The organism is Mycolicibacter sp. MU0102, from assembly GCF_963378105.1.
Taxonomy (GTDB): domain Bacteria; phylum Actinomycetota; class Actinomycetes; order Mycobacteriales; family Mycobacteriaceae; genus Mycobacterium; species Mycobacterium holstebronense.
The window spans coordinates 2,671,410-2,689,823 of the sequence record NZ_OY726398.1 but is presented as its reverse complement, the minus strand read 5'-3'; the positions used below and the strand labels follow the sequence as shown (position 1 = coordinate 2,689,823).

Sequence of the window (18,414 nt, the reverse complement as noted above, 5' to 3'; positions counted from 1 at the left end):
GGCCGAACATGCGTCACCTAGTAGCGTTGCTCAGGCGTTGCGATCGAATCGAGGAGCGGCAGTGGAATTCAACCTCGCCCAAGTGTTCTCGGCAGTGGCGGCGGCCATCGGCGACCGGGACTGCATCGTCTTCGGCGACCGGCGATTCAGCTATCAGCAGATTGAGGACCGGTCCCGCCGGCTGGCGCGGGCGCTGCACGAGCGCGGCCTGGGCGTGCGCCGTGAGCGTTCCGAGTTGGCCCCCGATGAGTCGGGCCAGAGCCACCTCGCGCTGTACTTGGCCAACGGCAACGAGTACCTGGAGGGCATGCTCGGCGCCTACAACGCCCGGGTCGCACCGTTCAACGTCAACTACCGCTACGTCGCCGACGAACTGGTCTACCTGCTGACCAACGCCTCCGCCGAGGCGATCATGTACCACGCCCGGTATGCCCCCACGTTGGCCGAAGCGCTGCGGCAGGCCGGTGACCGGCTGCCCAAGATGCTGCTGATCCACGTCGATGACGACTCCGGCAATGCGCCGCTGCCCGGTGCGGTCCGCTACGAGGAGTTGCTGGTCGCCACCTCCGCCGAACCGTTGGGCCTGGCGCTGTCCCCGGATGATCTGTACCTGCTCTACACCGGCGGCACCACCGGCATGCCCAAGGGCGTGTTGTGGCGCCAGCACGACATCTTCGTTGGCGCCATGGGCGGCCGTGAGTTCGGCACCGGCGCCGTGCCCACCACGTTGGAGGAGATCGTCGAACGCGCCCGAATGGCGGCGGCCGCCGGCTCGATGACGGTGGCGCCGTTGATGCACGGCGCAGCCCAGTGGGCCGCCTTCATCACGTTGCTGGGCGGGCGGCCGTTCGTGATGTCGGCGACCACCGACCGCTTCGACCCAGTCGAGACCTGGGAACTGGCGGCCAAAGAGCGGGTCGTATCGCTTTCGATCGTCGGCGACGCCTTCGCACGCCCGCTGGCCGACGCACTGGAGGCCGGCGGCGCCACGCTGGCAGATGCGCTGTCGGGACTGTTCGTACTGGCCAGCGGCGGTGCGCCGCTCACCGTGCCGATCAAACAACGGATCTTGGATTCGCTCCCGCAGCTGTCGATCCTCGATGCCGGCGGCTCCTCGGAGACCGGCGCGCAGATGGGACAGACCACCAGTCGGGCTCAGGCCTCCACCGGCCGCTTCACCCCGAACCCCGGCGCGGTCGTGGTCAGTGCGGACATGACCCGCATTCTGCAGCCCGGCGACGACGAGATCGGTTGGCTGGCGCAGCAGGGAAATGTGCCGCTGGGCTACCTCGGCGACCCGGAGAAATCCGCGCGGACCTTCCCGGTCATCGAGGGCATCCGCCATTCGGTCCCCGGTGACCGGGCTCGTTGGGACATCGACGGTGGCATCGAGCTGCTGGGCCGAGACTCGGTGACGATCAACTCCGGCGGCGAGAAGATCTTCGCCGAGGAGGTCGAAGCCGCGATCGCTCATCATCCCGCCGTCTACGACGTTGTGGTGGTGGGCCGGCCCAGCGAGCGATGGGGCAGCGAGGTTGTCGCGGTGGTCCAGTTGGCGCAGGGCGCCGACGCCGGGGCTGAGGACATCGTCACCGAGGCCGCGAACTACATCGCGCGCTACAAGCTGCCCAAAGACGTGGTGTTCTGCGCCCAGGTGCAGCGCTCACCGTCGGGCAAGGCCGACTACCGCTGGGCCAAAGAACAGGCGCTCGGCGCGCAACGGGTCTGAGCGGCGGACGGCTCAGCCGAACTGCGGCTTGCGCTTCTCTCGGATCGCGGCCAGGCCCTCGTGCACGTCGGGCCCGGAGAACCCGAGAAACTCCAGCCCCAACGCGGTCTCGAAGGCCGGCGCGAACTGCCGATACCAATAGTTGAGGCTGTGCTTGGTGAAGCGGATCGCGTCTTGGGCGCCATGCGCCAGGTCATCGGCGATGCGCGTCGCGGTGGCCAGCACCTCGTCGTCATCGACGCACTTGGAGACCAGACCGATCCGCTCGGCCTCCTCGCCGTGCAGCGTCTCGCAGGTCAGCAGGTAGTACTTGGCCTTGGCCATGCCCACCAGCAGCGGCCAGCAGATCGCCGCGTGATCCCCGGCGGCAACCCCGAGCTTGGTGTGGCCGTCGATCAACCGAGCGGTGCGCCCGGCCACCGAGATGTCCGAGAGCAGCGCCACCACCAGGCCTGCGCCGACGGCCGGCCCATTGATCGCCGAGATCACCGGCTTGGAGAAGTTGACCATGTTCAGCACCAGATCGCGGGCCTCCCGCAGCACCTGCATCCGTCCGGCGTGATCACCGACGATCTTCTCGATCAGCTCGAAGCTGCCGCCGGCGGAGAATGCCTTGCCCTCACCGCGCACCAGCACCGCCCGCACATCGTCATCGCGGTCGATCACCGGCCACACGTCGGCAAGGTCGCGGTGCATCTGCGGACCCACCGAGTTCAGTCCCGGCGCGTCGAGCACCAGCTCCAGCACGCCGTTGTCGCCGGGTTCGAACCGAAGGCTCGGGAAGTCGGCGGCGGCACGGTAGCGGGGGGTGTCAGTCATCATTCGTTTCTACTCGACCGCCCCGCGCCGCGGCACTGTGGCCTCGCGCTGGCGCGCTCGGGGAACCGCCATGCGGCGAGCTACCCATCTGCGTGAATCCGCTACGAGCGCAAGCGTTCTAGGGTCGGTGGGGTGACCGCTGCGGGGGAGTGCCGAGACGCCGCATTCGGCCCCCCGAGATTTAGGTTTGCCTTTCTAGTTTCTACAAAATCCCTTGTGTAAACTCTCTGCCCATGGCATATGTGATCGGGAAGCCGTGCGTTGACGTGATGGACCGGGCCTGCGTGGAGGAGTGCCCGGTTGACTGCATCTACGAAGGCGGTCGAGCCCTTTACATCCACCCGGATGAGTGTGTGGACTGCGGAGCCTGCGAGCCGGTGTGCCCGGTCGAGGCCATCTACTACGAAGATGACCTCCCGGACGAGCTCCAACCGCACCTGGCCGACAACGCGGAGTTCTTCACCGAGGCACTGCCCGGGCGCGATGAGGCGCTCGGCTCACCCGGCGGCGCCGCCAAGATCGGCCCGCTGGGCATCGACACCCCGCTGGTGGCCAGTTACCCACCCCAGGGGGAGTGAGCGACATCGCCAAGCCGCCTGTACCACCTGGAGGACGTCGCCTCGACGTTCTGCGGCTGGTACAGGCCGCCGACGAACCGCTGAGCATCGCCCAGATCGCCGACGAGCTGGGGGTGCACCCCAACACGGTGCGTTTTCACCTGGACACCCTGGTTGAAGAAGGCCGCGTCGAGCACACCGAACCCGATCACAAGGGACGCGGACGGCCGGCGCTGATGTTTCGGGCCATCCGGCAGATGGACCGGGGAGGAACCCGCCGGTTTCGGCTGCTCGCCGAGATCCTCACCATTGGGCTGGCCGCAGACGCCGATCCCAGCGGCAAAGCACTGGCTGCGGGCCGGGCGTGGGGGCATCGGCTACGGCCGCTGCACCAACCGTCGGGGCCCGTCGACGCCGAGGAATCCACCGACCATCTGCTCGAGATGCTCGATGAGCTGGGCTTCGAACCCGAACGCCTGGAACCCGATGCCACCGGGGACGAACAGCTCGGGTTGCGGCACTGCCCGTTCCTGGAACTCGCCGAAACCTCCACCCAAGTGGTCTGCCCCATCCATCTGGGACTGATGCAGGGAGCCCTGGAGGCATGGGACTCCCCGATAACCGTCGACCGACTTGATCCGTTCGCCAAGCCGGACCTGTGCGTGGCGCACTTGAAGTCGCCGGCCCTGAACGGAGTCCCGGTCGACCCCTTGCCCCCCACCGCGGTGCGTGCGGAAGAGACCGCCGGGTGAGTGCCGGCGCCTCGGTTGCGATCGCCGCGACATTCGTCTGGCTGGGGATGGTGACCGCGATTTCGTTCATGGAGGCGCCGCTGAAGTTTCGGGCGCCCAACGCGACCATCCCGATCTGTCTCGGCATCGGCCGGTTGGTCTTTCGGGCCCTCAACTCCGCCGAATTCCTGCTTGCCGCGGTCATCGCGGTCACGTTCGCGATCGAGCGGCCGACGGTGGGCATCGCTGTCACCTACGCGGTCGCCCTGGCGATGCTGGTGGCTCAGGTGCTCGCGGTGCGTCCGGCCCTGGGCCGACGCGCTGACCAGGTGCTGTCCGGACTGGAAGCGCCCCGCTCGCGGGCGCACTACGCCTATGTCGCACTGGAACTGATCAAGGTCGCCGCGCTGGTGCCGTTGGGCATCCTGCTGCTGTCTCGCTGAAGTGTCCCGCCGAGTCGAAGGAGAACCGATGGAATCGACCTCGCTGAATGTGCTGGCCGACGAGAAGCTCGCCGAGGCCACCCAGCATCACAGCGGTCGCGCGGCCCACACCGTCTACGGCGGTTCGGTGCATCACCTGCGCCAGACCCTGGTCGCACTGCAGGCCGGCCAGTCGCTGGCCGAGCACGACAGCCCGGGGGAGTCGACCCTGCAGGTGCTGCGCGGCCGGGTGCGGCTGACGGCCGGCGACGACAGCTGGGAGGGGGCGGCCGGTGACCTCGTCACGCTGCCGCGCACCCGCCACGCGCTGGAGTCGCTGGAAGACTCCGTGGTGCTGCTGACCGTCGCCAAGAGCGCCTCGCACTGAGCGTGCCGCTGAGCACACCCTGGTCGCAGCGGACCGGTCTGCGGTTGCCCATCGTCAATGCCCCGATGGGCGGGGTGGCCGGGGGCAGGCTGGCCGCCGCCGTCAGCGCCGCGGGCGGGCTGGGAATGATCGGGATGGGCAGCACCGCCACGGCGGCGTCGCTGGCTACCGAATTGGCCGCGCTCGAAGCCGCACCGCGGTTCGGGATCGGTCTGGTGGACTGGGTGATCCGCGAGCAGCCGGACCTGCTGGATGCCGCACTGGCTGCTCGCCCGACGCTGCTCTCGGTCAGCTTCGGCGCCGATCTGTCTTGGGTGCAGCGCGCCCACGCGGCCGGGATCGTGGCCGCCACCCAGGTCTATGACGCCGACAGTGCCCGACGTGCCCAAGACGCCGGGGTGGACGTGCTGGTGGCGCGCGGCGCTGAGGGCGGCGGCCACGGGGAGATCCGGCTGGCCACCCTGCCGCTGCTCGACGCGGTTTTGGACACCGTCGAGGTTCCGGTGCTGGCCGCGGGCGGGATCTCCGGGCCGCGCAGCCTGGCCGCCGTGTTGGCGGCCGGTGCCGCCGGGGCGTGGCTGGGCACCGTCTTCTCGGCGTGCCCCGAGGCGCTGACCGGCGAGGGCGCCCGCCGCACGTTGCTCGCCGCCGCCGGCACCGACACGATCACCACCCGGGTCTTCGACGTGGGGCAGCGGCTGGACTGGCCGGCGCGGTTCCCGTCACGAGTGCTGCGCAACGAGTTCACCGGCCGCTGGACCGGACGCGAGGATGACCTGGCCGGCGATCGGGAGGCGGGCGCGGAGCTGGCCGCCGCGATCGCCGCCGACGATCAGCGCGTCGCCCCGGTCGATGCGGGTCAGGGCGTGGGCATGCTCACCGAAAGCCGCCCGGCGGCAGCGGTCCTCGACGAGCTGTGCAGCGGGGCGCAGCGCCTGCTGGCGCGCTGGAGCTGACCTTTCACACCGCCCGCAGATAGCGTTTGGCGATCGTGCGCTGCACCAATCGCCCGATCGGGCCGGCTGCCTTGATCCACCAGGTGGCGGGCCGGGAGAACGCCCGCACCTGCGCGTACACCGTCTCATCGGCCGGGTCGTAGCGCACCGAGAACAGCTCCTCCCCGGATTCGGGATGCCCGGCCAACGTGCCGTAGGCGAAGCCGCGCCGGTCTGGCTCGTTCACGACGTAGACCACCCGGCACGGCGCGCTCAGCACGCCCAGCCGTACTCGCGCCACCGCGCCCACCGTGGCGATGTCGCTGTCGGCGTGCACCCGCACACCCAGCCCAGCACCGCGCAACATGCCCCAGCGCAGCACGGCGTCGCCGGCCTCCTCGAAACGCCGGCGCCCCTTACCGATCGGCGCGCTCAGATCGAGGTGGTGATACCCGGTGGGCAGCGCCCTGGCGGTAGCGCCTACCTCGCCGTAGGTGAACGGCAACCCACGCAGCGTGCTCAAGTCCACGGCCCAACCTTGCCATTGCGGGAGCGCCGCCGGCACCCCAATTGCCGGAACGTTAAATAGGGGGGTGAGTGCCCCACACGCCGGCGGCGGCTTCAACCCGCCCGAACCCACCGACAAGGGCGGGCCGGACTACGGCCGGTTCCTGGAGAACGTGCGCGCCCTGCAGGACCACGCCCGCGCCGCCGACGCCCCCGCCGAGGTGATCAGCCGCGCCGCCGACGCACTGGAGGAGGTGTGCGCGCTACTGGCCCCGTTCGACACCGACGAATGGTCCTCACCATCCGGGCGACGGCTGGACCTGCCGATGCGCGGCAACCTGCTGGCAGTGCCGATGAAGCTCAAGAAGGACGATGACGGGCGGTTGCGCGGTTGGGCCCAGTTCCGGCGATTCCACCTGGGACGCAACGGCGCGGCGCACGGCGGGGCTATCGGGCTGCTGTTCGACTCGGTGCTGGGAACCGCGTCCTGGTTGCTGACCGGGGGGCCCTATCAACGCACCGCCTACCTGCACCTCAACTACCGCCAGATCGTTCCGATCGACAAGGAGTTGCAGGTCGAGGCGTGGATCAGCCGGACCGAGGGGCGCAAGATCTTCGTCGAGACCAGACTCTGCGACGGCGACACCGTGCTGACCGACGGCGAGGCATTGTTCGTGGTGCTCAAACCCGGCCAACCATGACGCCGGTGTACTCGCGGACGGCGCGCCACCGGCGCCCCGATAGCATGGTCGCGGACGTTTCTAGCCCCTAGCACCCCCTTGGAGACCACGTCATGACCGCGCCCGCCATCCCCGCCCCGGCAAGCCCGATCCGGGTGGCTGCCGGGACAACCGCGGCCGCAGCGGTGCGCGCGGCGGGCCTACCCGACCGGGGAGCCCCGAACGCCATTGTGGTGGTGCGCGACGCCGAGGGCCGATTGCGCGATCTGAGCTGGACTCCCGAGGTCGACGCCGAGGTGACTCCGGTGGCCGCCGACACCGACGACGGCCGCAGCGTGATCCGGCACTCGTGCGCCCACGTACTGGCCCAGGCGGTGCAGGACCTGTTTCCGGCCGCCAAACTCGGTATCGGCCCGCCGATCACCGACGGCTTCTACTACGACTTCGACGTGCCCGAGGCGTTCACCCCCGAGGATCTGGCCAAGCTGGAGAAGCGGATGCGCGCCATCATCAAGGACGGGCAGCTGTTCTCTCGGCGCGTCTACGAGTCCAAGGACGCCGCTCGCGCGGAGTTGGCCGGCGAGCCCTACAAGCTCGAGCTGGTCGACGACAAATCCGGCGACAGCGACATCATGGAAGTGGGTGGCGATGAACTCACTGCCTACGACAACCTGAATCCCCGTACCCGGGAACGGGTTTGGGGCGATCTGTGCCGTGGCCCGCACATCCCGACCACCCGGTTCATCCCGGCGTTCAAGCTCACTCGGTCCTCGGCCGCCTACTGGCGCGGTGACCAGAAGAACGCCAGCCTGCAGCGCGTCTACGGCACTGCATGGGAATCGCAGGAGGCACTGGACAGCCACCTCGAACTGATCGAGGAGGCGCTGCGCCGCGATCACCGCAAGCTCGGGGTCGAGCTGGACCTGTTCAGCTTCCCCGACGAAATCGGTTCGGGGCTACCGGTTTTCCACCCCAAGGGTGGGATCATCCGCCGGGAGCTGGAGGAGTACTCGCGGCGCAAGCACATTGAGGCCGGCTACCAGTTCGTCAACACCCCGCACATCACCAAGTCCGAACTCTACGAGACCTCCGGACACCTGGAGTGGTACCGCGAGGGCATGTACCCGGCGATGCACATCGACGCGGAGTTCGCCGAGGACGGCGCGCTGCGCAAGCCGGGCCAGGACTACTACCTCAAGCCGATGAACTGCCCGATGCACCACCTGATCTTCCGGTCGCGCGGACGCTCCTACCGGGAACTTCCGTTGCGGCTCTTCGAGTTCGGCAGCGTCTATCGCTACGAGCGTTCCGGCGTGGTGCACGGGCTGACCCGGGTGCGCGGGATGACTCAGGACGACGCGCACATCTACTGCACCCGTGAAAGCATGCGTGACGAGCTGACCTCGTTGCTGCGCTTCGTGCTGGACCTACTCGCCGACTACGGCCTGGAAGACTATTTCCTGGAGCTGTCCACCAAGGACCCGGAGAAGTACGTCGGCTCCGACGAGGTGTGGGAAGAGGCGACCGACACACTGCGCGAGGTCGCCGAAGAATCAGGGCTGACCCTGGTGCCGGACCCGGGCGGTGCCGCCTTCTACGGACCGAAGATCTCGGTGCAGGTCAAGGACGCGCTCGGCCGCAGCTGGCAGATGTCGACCATCCAGCTCGACTTCAACATGCCTGACCGCTTCGAGCTGGAGTACACCGCCTCTGATGGGACCCGCCAGCGACCCGTGCTCATCCACCGGGCGCTGTTCGGTTCGATCGAGCGCTTCTTCGGTGTGCTGACGGAGCACTACGCCGGTGCCTTCCCGGCTTGGCTGGCGCCGGTCCAGGTGGTCGGCATCCCGGTCGCCGATCAGCACGTGGCCTACCTGGACGATCTCGCCGCGCAACTGCGCCGCCACGGCGTGCGGGTCGAGGTCGACGCCAGCGACGACCGGATGCCCAAGAAGATCGTCAACCACACCAACCAGAAGGTGCCGTTCATGCTGCTGGCCGGCGACCGCGATGTCGAGGCGGGCGCGGTCAGCTTCCGGTTCGCCGATCGCACTCAGATCAACGGGGTGCCGCGCGACGAGGCGGTGGCGGCCATCGCCGGCTGGATCGCCGCACGCGCCAACACCGTGCCGACCGCGGAGACGGTCAAGGCGGGCCTGGAGTCGGGCCCCGAAGCGAGTGAAGCGCCGTGAGCAGCGACCAGGCCGGCGAGGAGGCGATCGTCGACACCGGCGCCGGTGATCCCGACCGGCTGGAGCGACTGTGGACGCCGTATCGGATGACCTATCTGGCCGAGGCGCCGCTGAAGCGTGCCGATGCCGGGTCGGCGCGATCCACCCAGCCGTTCACCGATATCCCCACGCTCTCCGACGAGGACGGTCTGGTGGTGGCGCGCGGTGAGCACGTCTACGCGGTGCTCAACCTCTACCCGTACAACCCGGGCCATCTGATGGTGGTGCCCTACCGGCGGTTCTCGGAGTTCGAAGACCTCACCGATGACGAGGGCAGCGAGCTGATGGCGTTCATCCAGAAGGCGATCCGCGTCATCAAGGCGGTGTCACGCCCGCACGGATTCAATGTCGGGATGAACCTCGGCGAGTCGGCCGGCGGGTCGCTGGCCGAGCACCTGCACGTACATGTGGTGCCGCGCTGGGGCGGTGACGCGAACTTCATCACGATCGTCGGCGGCTCCAAAGTGATCCCGCAACTGCTGCGCGACACCCGCCGGCTGCTCGCCGACGAGTGGGCCAAACAGTAATGAGCAGACTGCCGTTCCTGTCGCGGGCGACGTTCGCCGGTATCACCACGCCGGTGGCGCGAGTCCTGCTGCGAGCCGGTCTGACGGCCGACATCGTCACGATGGTGGGCACCGCCGGCGCGGTCTTGGCGGCGCTGACGCTGTTTCCGACCGGTCAGCTGTTCGCCGGCACGCTGATCGTCTGGTTCTTCGTGCATTTCGACATGGTCGACGGGGCGATGGCTCGGCAAAGCGGCGGCGGCAGCGCGTTCGGCGCCGTCTTGGACGCCACCTGCGACCGAATCAGCGACGGTGCGGTGTTCTGCGGGTTGGCCTGGTGGGCGGCGTTCGGTCTGGACGACCCGCCATTGGTGGTGGCCACCTTGATCTGCCTGGTCACCTCGCAGGTGATCTCCTACATCAAGGCCCGCGCGGAGGCCAGCGGACTGCGCGGTGACGGTGGCTACATCGAACGGCCCGAACGCTTGATCATCGTGCTGGTGGGCGCTGGATTGTCCGGCCTGCCGGTCTTCCCGCTGCCGTGGGCGTTGCCGGTGGCGATGTGGCTGCTGGCGGTGGCCAGTCTGATCACCTGCGCCCAGCGGCTGCACACTGTGCGGACCTCGCCGGGCGCGGTGGAGCCGTTGCCGCAGCTGGCCGACGGTTCCGATGGCTCTGACGGTGAGGAAACCACAGGACCGTGACCTTCATCCCGAGCGGCCTGCGAGTTCCCGGGCTCAGTGAGCTTGATGCCTGGGCCACCGACGCCGGCTTCGCCGCGGGCTGGATGTTGGTGCGCGCGATGCCGGAATTCGTCGCCCGCAACGCGTTCGACGCCGGCGCACTGTTCGCCTCGCGTGGCGGAGGTCCCGAGCAGCTGCGCAAGAACTTGGCCCGCGTCATCGGGGTGGCCCCGAAGCAGGTGCCGGCGGAGTTGATGCGGGCCTCGCTGGCGTCCTACGCCCGGTACTGGCGCGAGGCGTTCCGCCTTCCCGCCATGGACCACGCGGCGCTGGCTGCACGGCTGAACGAAACGACGCGGGGCGGTGACCGAGTTGCCGCGGCGCTGGCGGCCGGCCGCGGGGCGGTGCTGGCGTTGCCGCACAGTGGCAACTGGGACATGGCCGGGGTATGGATGGCCCAGACCTATGGCGGATTCACCACGGTCGCCGAGCGACTCAAACCCGAATCGCTCTATCGGCGGTTCCTCGCGTTCCGGGAGAGCCTGGGTTTCGAGGTGCTGCCGCTGTCCGGTGGCCCCCGGCCGCCGTTCGAGGTCCTCGCCGAGCGACTGGCCGGCAACGGCCTGGTGTGTCTGATGGCCGACCGCGACCTGACCCGCAACGGGGTGACGGTCGACTTCTTCGGCGACGTCACGCGGATGCCGGCCGGTGCGGCCAGGCTCGCGATCGAAACCGGCGCACCGCTGCTACCGGTGCACTGCTGGTTCGACGGCGCGGGCTGGGGTATCGACATCCAGGCTCCGCTGGACTGCCGTGGTCGCGGTGATGTCGCTGAACGGGTTAAAGCGATCACCCAGGCGCTGGCCGACAAGTTCGCCGAGGGCATCGCGGCCTACCCGCAGGACTGGCACATGATGCAGCCGCAGTGGATCGCCGACCTTCCCGAATCGCGACGGGCGCGCTTGGGGGAGACCTGATGCGGATCGGCATGGTCTGCCCCTACTCGTTCGACGTACCCGGCGGGGTGCAGGCTCATGTACTGCAGCTGGCGGAGGTGCTGCGTGCCCGCGGGCATCACGTCAGCGTGCTGGCACCGGCTTCGCCGGATGTCGTGCTGCCCGACTACGTGGTGTCGGCCGGCAAGGCTGTCGCGATTCCCTATAACGGCTCGGTGGCCCGCCTGCAGTTCAGTCCGGCTGCGCACCGCAAAGTCAAAAAATGGCTGGCCAAGGGCGACTTTGACGTGCTGCACCTGCATGAGCCGAACGCCCCCAGCCTGTCGATGCTCGCGCTGAACGTGGCCGAGGGCCCGATCGTGGCGACGTTTCACACCTCGACGACCAAGTCGCTGACGCTGAGCGTGGTGCAGGGCCTGCTGCGGCCGATGCACGAGAAGATCATCGGCCGCATCGCGGTCTCGGATCTGGCCCGGCGCTGGCAGATGGAGGCCCTGGGCTCGGACGCGGTGGAGATCCCCAACGGGGTCGACGTGGCCGCGTTCGCGACGGCGCAGCCGCTGCCGGGCTATCCGCGAGCGGGGCGCACGGTGCTGTTTCTTGGCCGCTACGACGAGCCCCGTAAGGGGATGGCTGTGCTGCTGGGGGCACTTCCGGCGTTGGTCGAGCGGCACGCCGATGTGCAGGTGTTGATCGTCGGGCGAGGCGACGAGGACGAACTGCGCCGCAGCGCAGGGAAATTGGCGAGCCATCTGCGCTTCTTGGGGCAGGTCGACGACGCCGAGAAGGCGTCGGCCCTGCGCAGCGCCGACGTGTACTGCGCGCCCAACACCGGTGGGGAGAGCTTCGGGATCGTGCTGGCCGAGGCGATGGCCGCCGGGACCGCGGTGGTCGCCAGCGACCTGGACGCCTTCCGCCGGGTGCTCAATGATGGGGAAGCCGGCCGGTTGGTGCCGGTCGACGATTCGGCGGCCCTGGCCGGCGCCCTGATCGAGCTACTCGACGCTGATGCGCTGCGGGCGTCGTATGTGGCGGCCGGCGCCGAGGCGGTGCGTCGCTTCGACTGGCCGGTGGTCGCCGACCAGATCATCCGGGTCTACGAGACGGTCGCCGGCGTCGGCAGCAAGGTGACGGTGGGCGACTGATGGAGCTGACCATCGTGGCAACCGTGCTGGTGCTGGTCGGGGTGGCGGTGCTGGCCGCCGCGGTGGCCTGGGCATACCAGACCGCCAACCGGCTCAACCGGCTGCACGTGCGCTGCGATCTGTCCTGGCAGGCGCTGGACGCCGCGCTGGCGCGCCGCGCAGTGGTGGCCCGGGCCGTCGCGATCGACGCCTACGGGGACCAGGTGGCCGGTCGGCGACTGGCTGCCGTGGCCGATGTCGCCGAGCGGGCACCGCGCCACGCACGGGAGTCCGCGGAGAACGCGCTGTCGGCCGAGCTGGCGATGGTCGATGCCCAGTCGCTGCCGCATGTGATGGTCGCCGAATTGGCAGACGCCGAGGCGCGAGTGCTGCTGGCCCGCCGGTTCCACAACGACGCGGTCCGTGACACGGTGGCACTGCGCGAACGGCCGTTGGTCCAAGTTCTGCACCTCGGTGGAACAGCACCGATGCCAACGTATTTCGAGATCGTGGAGCGGGCCGGCATGGTCGCCCACGGCGGTCGCGGCGTGCTGGACCCGCGTATCTCGGCGCGGGTGGTGCTGCTCGACGAGGGCGGATCGGTGCTGTTGCTGTGCGGTCACGATCCGGCCCTGCCCGATGATGCGGCCAATCCCGCGCCGCGGTGGTGGTTCACCGTCGGCGGTCAGGTGTTGCCCGACGAGCCGCTCGCCGAGGCCGCGGCCCGCGAACTGGCCGAGGAGACCGGCTTGCGGGTCGACCCGGGTGAGCTGGTCGGACCGATCTGGCGCCGCGACGCCGTGTTCGAGTTCAACGGTGAGCGCATCGACAGCCAGGAGTTCTTCTTCGCCTACCGCACTGCGCGGTTCGAGCCATCCGGGGCCGGCCGGACCGGGCTGGAGCAGCGCTACCTGCACGGCCATCGCTGGTGCGATGCCGCAGAGATCGCGGCCCTGGCCGCCGGCGGTCAGAAGGTCTACCCGCTACAACTGGGCGATCGTCTGGCCCAAGCGGCTCGCTCGGTCGACGGCGGCGCCGGAGCTGATACCGGTCTTAGCCGGATTTCCTGACTTGCGCGGCTTAGGCTGAACACGCCTCGGGCGAATCAACCTCGCTACCCAGGGAGCCGCCATGCCAACACATCGCGCTGTTCACGTAGCCGCTGTCGATGCGCCGCTGACTCTTGTCGATGTCGACACCTCATCGCCGGGTCCCGGCCAGGTTCGTATCGCCGTTGCCGCGTGCGGTGTCTGCGGCACCGACCACGCCTTCGTCAGCGGTGGCTTTCCCGCCATGACCTGGCCGCTGACCCTCGGCCACGAGATCGCCGGCACGATCGTCGAAATCGGGCCGGGCGTGACGGATTGGCAGCTCGGTGAGCGGGTCGCGGTCGGCTGGTTCGGAGGACACTGCAACCATTGCATTCCTTGCCGCAAAGGCGATTTCATCCACTGCGCCAACGGTCAGGTGCCCAGCTGGCACTACCCGGGCGGCTACGCCGAATCGGTGACGGTTCCGGCCAACGCGTTGGCCCGAATCCCCGACGAGCTGTCCTTCGTCGAAGCCGCTCCCATGGGCTGCGCGGGCGTCACCACCTACCACGCACTGCGGTCTACCCGGGCGCGACCGGGGGACCGGGTCGCAGTGCTCGGCCTGGGTGGTTTGGGGCACCTGGGCGTGCAGTTCGCGCGGGCGATGGGCTTCGAGACGATCGCGATCGCACGTGGAGAAGCCAAGGAAGCCGATGCGCTCGCGCTCGGTGCCCACCACTACATCGACTCGACCGCCGGCGACGTCGCTGCGGCGATGGCGGCGCTGGGCGGTGCGTCGGTGGTGCTGGCCACCGCGGCCAATTCGCGAGCGATGGCCGACACCCTGGGCGGGTTGGCGCCGAGGGGGGAACTGGTGATCATCGGGGTCACGGGCGAGCCGCTGCCGATCGCCCCCGTACAGCTGATCACCCCCGGGCTCAGCGTCACCGGCCACCCGTCGGGCACCGCCCGCGATGTCGAGGAGACCATGGCCTTCGCGGTGCTGTCCGGGGTTCGGGCCCGTATCGAGGAGCGTCCGCTGGCCCAGGCCGCCGAGGCCTACGCCGCCATGGAGCAGGGGCGGGCGCGCTACCGGATGGTCTTGACCATCTGACCGACCGGCCGACGGGCGGATTCAGGCGGCAGGAAGAGTCGCGTCGTAATCCCAGCGGGTCGGCGGCTTCATGCCCGGCGGCATCCAGCCGATGAACATGTGGCCGCCCGGGTGCGCACTACGCGTCGGCATGACGCCCAACGCTTCCCGAACCTCGATGATCGGCTGGTCCAGCAGCTCCTCGTAGGGGGCTGCCATCAAATTGTCGGCGCGCTGGCCGCGGCGGACCGCCTCACGGAAGTACCGGTTCTTGCGCCGCGGTGAGGCCGGGATGAGGGGTCCGAGCAGCCCAAGAGTCAGCGTCTTCAGGGCGCCGGACGGCTCCATCTGGCCGCAGTGAAAACCCAGATTGCCGAACTCTCCGCCCATGTCCGGGCCATAGCCGCCCAGGGTGTGGAACATGTCGTGCAGGGCGGTGCCGCGCCGCATCATGTAGAAGAAGTCGTCGTCCCAGCCGCGACGCTCGGCGATCGGCCGGATCACGGTGTCCACGTCGAACACCCCGGCATCCAAACGATTGGTGCGCAGAAACGACCGATAGGCATGGCCGAGCGAGCCCACCGGCAACGAGGCCAGATAGTCGTCGTCGCCGAGCAGCGCCAACAGATCCGGCTTCTCGGCGAACAGCCGCCGGCCGTTGGGATGCGCCCGCAGTTGGTGATAGCTGCGGGCCAGAATCGGAGCCGCCAGCCCGACGATCAGGTCGAACGCGGATCCGCCGTTGCGGCCCGGATTGGCCAGCAGGCGCCAGGAGCCGAACACGGCCGGCCAGTCTCGTTGCTCGGGAACGCCGGTAATCCTTGCCGCCATGCGACGACCTTCCGTCGGAAACGCGCGGGGAATGCAGTGAGGTTAATAATAGGCATATGTGCAGGAATGTCCATATATGTCGACGGGGCGAGTGACCGTGCGCGGGCGGGGTCGACCCCCTGGTGGCGGGAACCCTCCCGAGCACGCCCGAGAGCTGCTGCTCGATGCCGCGGAGCGCTCCTTCGCCCGTCGCGGCTACCGCGCCTCGACGATGCAGGTGATCGCAGCGGAAGCCGGTTACACCCGGGCGGTGATCTACCGCCACTTCGCCACCCGTGACGAACTGCTGGACGCATTGGTGGTGCGGGTGGCCGGACGCAAGATCGCCGAGATCACCGCCCGGCTGGAACCGCCGCATGGACCCGCAACGCTGGTGACAGAGTCCCTGGTCATCGTGGCGACCGAGGTTGCCCAGGACCCACTGCTCCGGGTCATCTCCGAGCACACCGACGAGGGCAATGTCGCCGCGTTGATCGCGCGGTCGGCGACGCTGGGCGAGTTGCTGGCCGGGCTCTACGAGCTGGGATTCCGCCAGGCCGCACCGCAGTTGCGGCCCGGTCTGCACTCGAGCGACGCGGCGCGGTTCGTGCTCTCGACCGCACTCGGACTGCTGCTGGGACTCATCCCCGGTGTTCAGGACGCCGACCAGGTCCGCCGCTATGTGCGGGTGTTCGTCTTGCCTGCGCTGCTCGCCGATCCGCCTCCGGCGGGGCCGGTGTTCACGGTGTAGCGGTAATCGGCGGGAAAACGGCTGGCGTCGGCCCACTACACTGAGCGGGTATCGGCAGGCCAGCAAGGAGAAGCATTCAGTGGACAGCGCGGCGCAGAACGGTTCGGCACCCGACGGACAAACGGGTACTGCGCGAGTAAAGCGCGGCATGGCCGAGATGCTCAAGGGCGGCGTCATCATGGACGTCGTCACCCCGGACCAGGCTCGTATCGCTGAGGCCGCCGGCGCCGTCGCGGTGATGGCACTGGAGCGGGTGCCCGCCGACATCCGTGCCCAGGGCGGGGTTTCGCGGATGAGCGACCCGGACATGATCGAGGGCATCATCGCCGCGGTCACCATCCCGGTGATGGCCAAAGTGCGAATCGGGCACTTCGTCGAGGCGCAGATCCTGCAGAGCCTCGGGGTGGACTACATCGACGAGTCCGAGGTGCTGACCCCGGCCGACTACACCCACCACATCGACAAGTGGCAGTACACCGTGCCGTTCGTGTGCGGGGCGACCAACCTGGGTGAGGCGCTGCGCCGGATCACCGAGGGTGCGGCCATGATTCGTTCCAAGGGCGAGGCGGGCACCGGTGATGTCTCCAACGCCACCACCCACATGCGGTCCATCGGCGGCGAGATCCGTCGGCTCACGTCGCTCTCCGAAGACGAATTGTTCGTTGCCGCAAAGGAACTGCAAGCGCCCTACGATCTGGTCGCAGAGGTGGCCAGGGCCGGGAAGCTGCCGGTGACGCTGTTCACCGCGGGCGGCATCGCCACCCCGGCGGATGCCGCGATGATGATGCAGCTCGGCGCGGAGGGCGTCTTCGTCGGTTCGGGCATCTTCAAGTCCGGTGACCCCGCTGCGCGTGCAGCGGCGATCGTCAAAGCGACCACCTTCTACGACGACCCCGACGTGTTGGCCCGGGTATCGCGTGGGCTGGGCGAAGCGATGGTCGGCATCAATGTGGAGGACATCGCGCAACCGCACCGGCTTGCCGAACGCGGCTGGTAGAACTTCTTCGTGGCGATCGAAGAGATCCTCGATCTGGAACAACTCGAGGTCAACATCTACCGCGGGAGTGTGTTCAGCCCGCTCTCGGCGGACAACCAGCGCACCTTCGGCGGCCACGTCGCCGGCCAGGCATTGGTGTCGGCGGTGCGTACCGTGGACCCCCGCTACCGGGTCCACTCGCTACACGGATACTTTCTGCGTCCCGGAGATGCCAAGGCGCCCACGGTGTTCACCGTGGAGCGGGTCCGCGACGGTGGTTCGTTCTGTACGCGGCGCGTCAACGCCATCCAGCACGGCGAAACCATCTTCAACATGTCGGCGTCGTTCCAGACCGAACAGCAGGGCATCGAGCACCAAGACGTGATGCCCGACGCACCCGACCCGAAAGACCTGCCCGACATCGCCGCGATGAAGGCCTTCGACGACGAAGGCTTCAAGGCGTTCGCCGAGTGGGATCTGCGCCGGGTGCCGCGTGAGCAGCTGCCGCACATGCCGGGCAAGGTTGCCGAGCAGCAGGTCTGGTTCCGCCATCGCGACCGGTTGCCCGACGATCCGGTGCTGCACATCTGCGCGCTGGCCTACATGAGCGACCTGACCCTGCTGGGCACCTCCTGGGCGATCCACCCAGGTGAGCGGGACGTCTTGCAGGTGGCGTCGCTCGATCACGCGATGTGGTTCATGCGCCCGTTCCGGGCCGACGAATGGCTGCTCTATGACCAGTCGTCGCCGTCGGCGGGTGCCGGCCGCGCGCTGACTCAGGGCAAGATCTACAACCGATCCGGGGACATGGTGGCTGCCGTCATGCAGGAGGGGCTGACCCGCTATCCGTCGGGATATCAGCCGACCGGCCAGTGAGCGGCTCGCACATCGGCGTCCTGGCCCTGCAGGGCGACGTCCGTGAACACCTTGCCGCCCTAAGCGCTGTCGGTGCCGATCCGGTGCTGGTACGCCGCCGCTCCGAGCTGGATGCGGTCGACGCGCTGTTGATTCCCGGCGGCGAGTCGACCACGATCAGTCATCTGCTGCGCGAGCTGGAGCTGGCGGATCCGCTGCGGGCGCGGCTTGCCGACGGGATGCCGGCGTACGGTTCCTGCGCGGGAATGATTCTGCTGGCCAGCGAGATCCTTGATGCCGGCGCGCAGGGTCGTGCCGCAATTCCGTTGTCCGGCATCGATATGGCCGTGCGGCGCAACGCTTTCGGTCGTCAGGTCGATTCTTTCGAGGGCGACGTTGTATTCGACGGCTTGGACGAACCGGTACACGCGGTGTTCATCCGAGCACCGTGGGTGGAGCGGATCGGACCGGGGGTTCAGGTGCTGGCCGAGGCAGCGGGTCATCCCGTTGCGGTGCGGCAAGGACGCGTGTTGGCCACCTCGTTTCACCCGGAGGTGACCGGCGACCGCCGTATTCACCGGCTCTTCGTCGACATTGTCGCGGGGCGGGTCTGAGAAGTCGCGCCCGTTG

Annotated in this window: 21 protein-coding genes; 18 read left to right on the top strand and 3 right to left on the bottom strand. The window is 68.6% G+C overall.

Annotated features, from left to right (window positions below):
* Nucleotides 1-61: 61 nt before the first annotated feature.
* Nucleotides 62-1,729 carry an acyl-CoA synthetase gene (locus tag RCP37_RS12480; protein ID WP_308483422.1) on the top strand — a complete coding sequence of 556 codons (1,668 nt, stop codon included), beginning with the start codon at nt 62-64 and terminating at the stop codon, nt 1,727-1,729.
* 12 nt (nt 1,730-1,741) lie between these two features.
* Here the strand turns inward: RCP37_RS12480 and RCP37_RS12475 are convergent, their stop codons facing one another.
* Nucleotides 1,742-2,548: an enoyl-CoA hydratase/isomerase family protein gene (locus RCP37_RS12475; protein ID WP_308483421.1), complete on the bottom strand. Its 807-nt coding sequence runs from the start codon at nt 2,546-2,548 to the stop codon at nt 1,742-1,744.
* A gap of 233 nt (nt 2,549-2,781) precedes the next feature.
* Between RCP37_RS12475 and fdxA the strand changes: the two genes are divergently transcribed.
* Genes fdxA through RCP37_RS12450 form a run of 5 tightly spaced genes read left to right on the top strand, consistent with a single transcriptional unit; the run spans nt 2,782 to nt 5,602 of the window.
* Nucleotides 2,782-3,126 (top strand): ferredoxin, encoded by a 345-nt coding sequence (gene fdxA, locus RCP37_RS12470; protein ID WP_024441594.1) that lies wholly within the window; start codon nt 2,782-2,784, stop codon nt 3,124-3,126.
* Complete coding sequence (locus RCP37_RS12465; RefSeq protein ID WP_308483420.1) at nt 3,123-3,857, top strand: helix-turn-helix transcriptional regulator; 735 nt, start codon at nt 3,123-3,125, stop codon at nt 3,855-3,857. The genes fdxA and RCP37_RS12465 overlap by 4 nt, the downstream gene beginning before the upstream one ends.
* Nucleotides 3,854-4,279: a hypothetical protein gene (locus RCP37_RS12460; protein WP_308483419.1), complete on the top strand. Its 426-nt coding sequence runs from the start codon at nt 3,854-3,856 to the stop codon at nt 4,277-4,279. Before RCP37_RS12465 ends, RCP37_RS12460 begins: the two co-directional genes overlap by 4 nt.
* Before the next feature lie 28 nt (nt 4,280-4,307).
* Nucleotides 4,308-4,646: a cupin domain-containing protein gene (locus tag RCP37_RS12455; protein WP_065039147.1), complete on the top strand. Its 339-nt coding sequence runs from the start codon at nt 4,308-4,310 to the stop codon at nt 4,644-4,646.
* 2 nt (nt 4,647-4,648) lie between these two features.
* The gene (locus tag RCP37_RS12450; protein WP_308483418.1) at nt 4,649-5,602 is read left to right on the top strand and encodes an NAD(P)H-dependent flavin oxidoreductase; all 954 of its coding nucleotides are present in this window, start codon (nt 4,649-4,651) and stop codon (nt 5,600-5,602) included.
* A gap of 4 nt (nt 5,603-5,606) precedes the next feature.
* Here RCP37_RS12450 and RCP37_RS12445 read toward each other — a convergent pair whose 3' ends face one another.
* Nucleotides 5,607-6,110: a DUF1990 domain-containing protein gene (locus RCP37_RS12445; protein WP_308483417.1), complete on the bottom strand. Its 504-nt coding sequence runs from the start codon at nt 6,108-6,110 to the stop codon at nt 5,607-5,609.
* Nucleotides 6,111-6,174: 64 nt separating this feature from the next.
* Here RCP37_RS12445 and RCP37_RS12440 point away from each other — a divergent pair, with 64 nt between their 5' ends.
* The 8 genes from RCP37_RS12440 to RCP37_RS12405 all read left to right on the top strand — a co-directional run bounded on the left by RCP37_RS12440 (nt 6,175) and on the right by RCP37_RS12405 (nt 14,413).
* Nucleotides 6,175-6,789 carry a PaaI family thioesterase gene (locus tag RCP37_RS12440; RefSeq protein ID WP_308483416.1) on the top strand — a complete coding sequence of 205 codons (615 nt, stop codon included), beginning with the start codon at nt 6,175-6,177 and terminating at the stop codon, nt 6,787-6,789.
* A gap of 92 nt (nt 6,790-6,881) precedes the next feature.
* Nucleotides 6,882-8,960: a threonine--tRNA ligase gene (gene thrS, locus RCP37_RS12435; protein WP_308483415.1), complete on the top strand. Its 2,079-nt coding sequence runs from the start codon at nt 6,882-6,884 to the stop codon at nt 8,958-8,960.
* Nucleotides 8,957-9,526: an ATP adenylyltransferase gene (locus tag RCP37_RS12430; protein WP_065039142.1), complete on the top strand. Its 570-nt coding sequence runs from the start codon at nt 8,957-8,959 to the stop codon at nt 9,524-9,526. The genes thrS and RCP37_RS12430 overlap by 4 nt, the downstream gene beginning before the upstream one ends.
* Nucleotides 9,526-10,209, top strand: coding sequence for a phosphatidylinositol phosphate synthase (pgsA, locus tag RCP37_RS12425; RefSeq protein ID WP_224971589.1), 684 nt, complete (start codon nt 9,526-9,528; stop codon nt 10,207-10,209). The genes RCP37_RS12430 and pgsA overlap by 1 nt, the downstream gene beginning before the upstream one ends.
* Entirely contained in the window at nt 10,206-11,165 is a 960-nt protein-coding gene (locus RCP37_RS12420; RefSeq protein ID WP_308483414.1) for a phosphatidylinositol mannoside acyltransferase, read from the top strand. Before pgsA ends, RCP37_RS12420 begins: the two co-directional genes overlap by 4 nt.
* A complete protein-coding gene (locus tag RCP37_RS12415) occupies nt 11,165-12,289 on the top strand; it encodes a glycosyltransferase family 4 protein (protein WP_308483413.1) in 1,125 nt (374 codons plus the stop codon). The genes RCP37_RS12420 and RCP37_RS12415 overlap by 1 nt, the downstream gene beginning before the upstream one ends.
* On the top strand, nt 12,289-13,338 hold the full coding sequence (locus RCP37_RS12410; RefSeq protein WP_308483412.1) for an NUDIX hydrolase: 1,050 nt from the start codon (nt 12,289-12,291) through the stop codon (nt 13,336-13,338). The genes RCP37_RS12415 and RCP37_RS12410 overlap by 1 nt, the downstream gene beginning before the upstream one ends.
* Before the next feature lie 61 nt (nt 13,339-13,399).
* Complete coding sequence (locus RCP37_RS12405) at nt 13,400-14,413, top strand: alcohol dehydrogenase catalytic domain-containing protein (RefSeq protein WP_308483411.1); 1,014 nt, start codon at nt 13,400-13,402, stop codon at nt 14,411-14,413.
* 21 nt (nt 14,414-14,434) lie between these two features.
* On the opposite strand, the gene RCP37_RS12400 is transcribed toward RCP37_RS12405, so the two are convergent.
* Nucleotides 14,435-15,223, bottom strand: a complete 789-nt coding sequence (locus tag RCP37_RS12400; RefSeq protein WP_308483410.1) for a Coq4 family protein — start codon at nt 15,221-15,223, stop codon at nt 14,435-14,437.
* A 76-nt stretch (nt 15,224-15,299) separates the two neighbouring features.
* On the opposite strand from RCP37_RS12400, the gene RCP37_RS12395 reads away from it, so the two are divergent.
* The 4 genes from RCP37_RS12395 (at nt 15,300) to pdxT (ending at nt 18,398) form a co-directional block, all read left to right on the top strand.
* Nucleotides 15,300-15,953 carry a TetR/AcrR family transcriptional regulator gene (locus RCP37_RS12395; protein ID WP_308483409.1) on the top strand — a complete coding sequence of 218 codons (654 nt, stop codon included), beginning with the start codon at nt 15,300-15,302 and terminating at the stop codon, nt 15,951-15,953.
* A gap of 79 nt (nt 15,954-16,032) precedes the next feature.
* The gene (gene pdxS / locus RCP37_RS12390) at nt 16,033-16,950 is read left to right on the top strand and encodes a pyridoxal 5'-phosphate synthase lyase subunit PdxS (protein WP_308483408.1); all 918 of its coding nucleotides are present in this window, start codon (nt 16,033-16,035) and stop codon (nt 16,948-16,950) included.
* A gap of 9 nt (nt 16,951-16,959) precedes the next feature.
* The gene (gene tesB / locus RCP37_RS12385; RefSeq protein ID WP_065039134.1) at nt 16,960-17,805 is read left to right on the top strand and encodes an acyl-CoA thioesterase II; all 846 of its coding nucleotides are present in this window, start codon (nt 16,960-16,962) and stop codon (nt 17,803-17,805) included.
* Nucleotides 17,802-18,398: a pyridoxal 5'-phosphate synthase glutaminase subunit PdxT gene (pdxT, locus tag RCP37_RS12380; protein WP_308483407.1), complete on the top strand. Its 597-nt coding sequence runs from the start codon at nt 17,802-17,804 to the stop codon at nt 18,396-18,398. The genes tesB and pdxT overlap by 4 nt, the downstream gene beginning before the upstream one ends.
* The last annotated feature ends 16 nt before the right edge of the window (nt 18,399-18,414 follow it).

What these genes read in the sequence shown, in the direction of transcription:
- RCP37_RS12410 (WP_308483412.1), top strand. Translation starts at nt 12,289, where the DNA reads ATGGAGCTGACCATCGTGGCAACCGTGCTGGTGCTGGTCGGGGTGGCG.
- RCP37_RS12400 (WP_308483410.1), bottom strand. Translation starts at nt 15,223, where the DNA reads ATGGCGGCAAGGATTACCGGCGTTCCCGAGCAACGAGACTGGCCGGCC.
- RCP37_RS12395 (WP_308483409.1), top strand. Translation starts at nt 15,300, where the DNA reads ATGTCGACGGGGCGAGTGACCGTGCGCGGGCGGGGTCGACCCCCTGGT.
- RCP37_RS12415 (WP_308483413.1), top strand. Translation starts at nt 11,165, where the DNA reads ATGCGGATCGGCATGGTCTGCCCCTACTCGTTCGACGTACCCGGCGGG.
- RCP37_RS12475 (WP_308483421.1), bottom strand. Translation starts at nt 2,548, where the DNA reads ATGACTGACACCCCCCGCTACCGTGCCGCCGCCGACTTCCCGAGCCTT.
- pgsA (WP_224971589.1), top strand. Translation starts at nt 9,526, where the DNA reads ATGAGCAGACTGCCGTTCCTGTCGCGGGCGACGTTCGCCGGTATCACC.
- fdxA (WP_024441594.1), top strand. Translation starts at nt 2,782, where the DNA reads ATGGCATATGTGATCGGGAAGCCGTGCGTTGACGTGATGGACCGGGCC.
- thrS (WP_308483415.1), top strand. Translation starts at nt 6,882, where the DNA reads ATGACCGCGCCCGCCATCCCCGCCCCGGCAAGCCCGATCCGGGTGGCT.
- RCP37_RS12405 (WP_308483411.1), top strand. Translation starts at nt 13,400, where the DNA reads ATGCCAACACATCGCGCTGTTCACGTAGCCGCTGTCGATGCGCCGCTG.
- RCP37_RS12455 (WP_065039147.1), top strand. Translation starts at nt 4,308, where the DNA reads ATGGAATCGACCTCGCTGAATGTGCTGGCCGACGAGAAGCTCGCCGAG.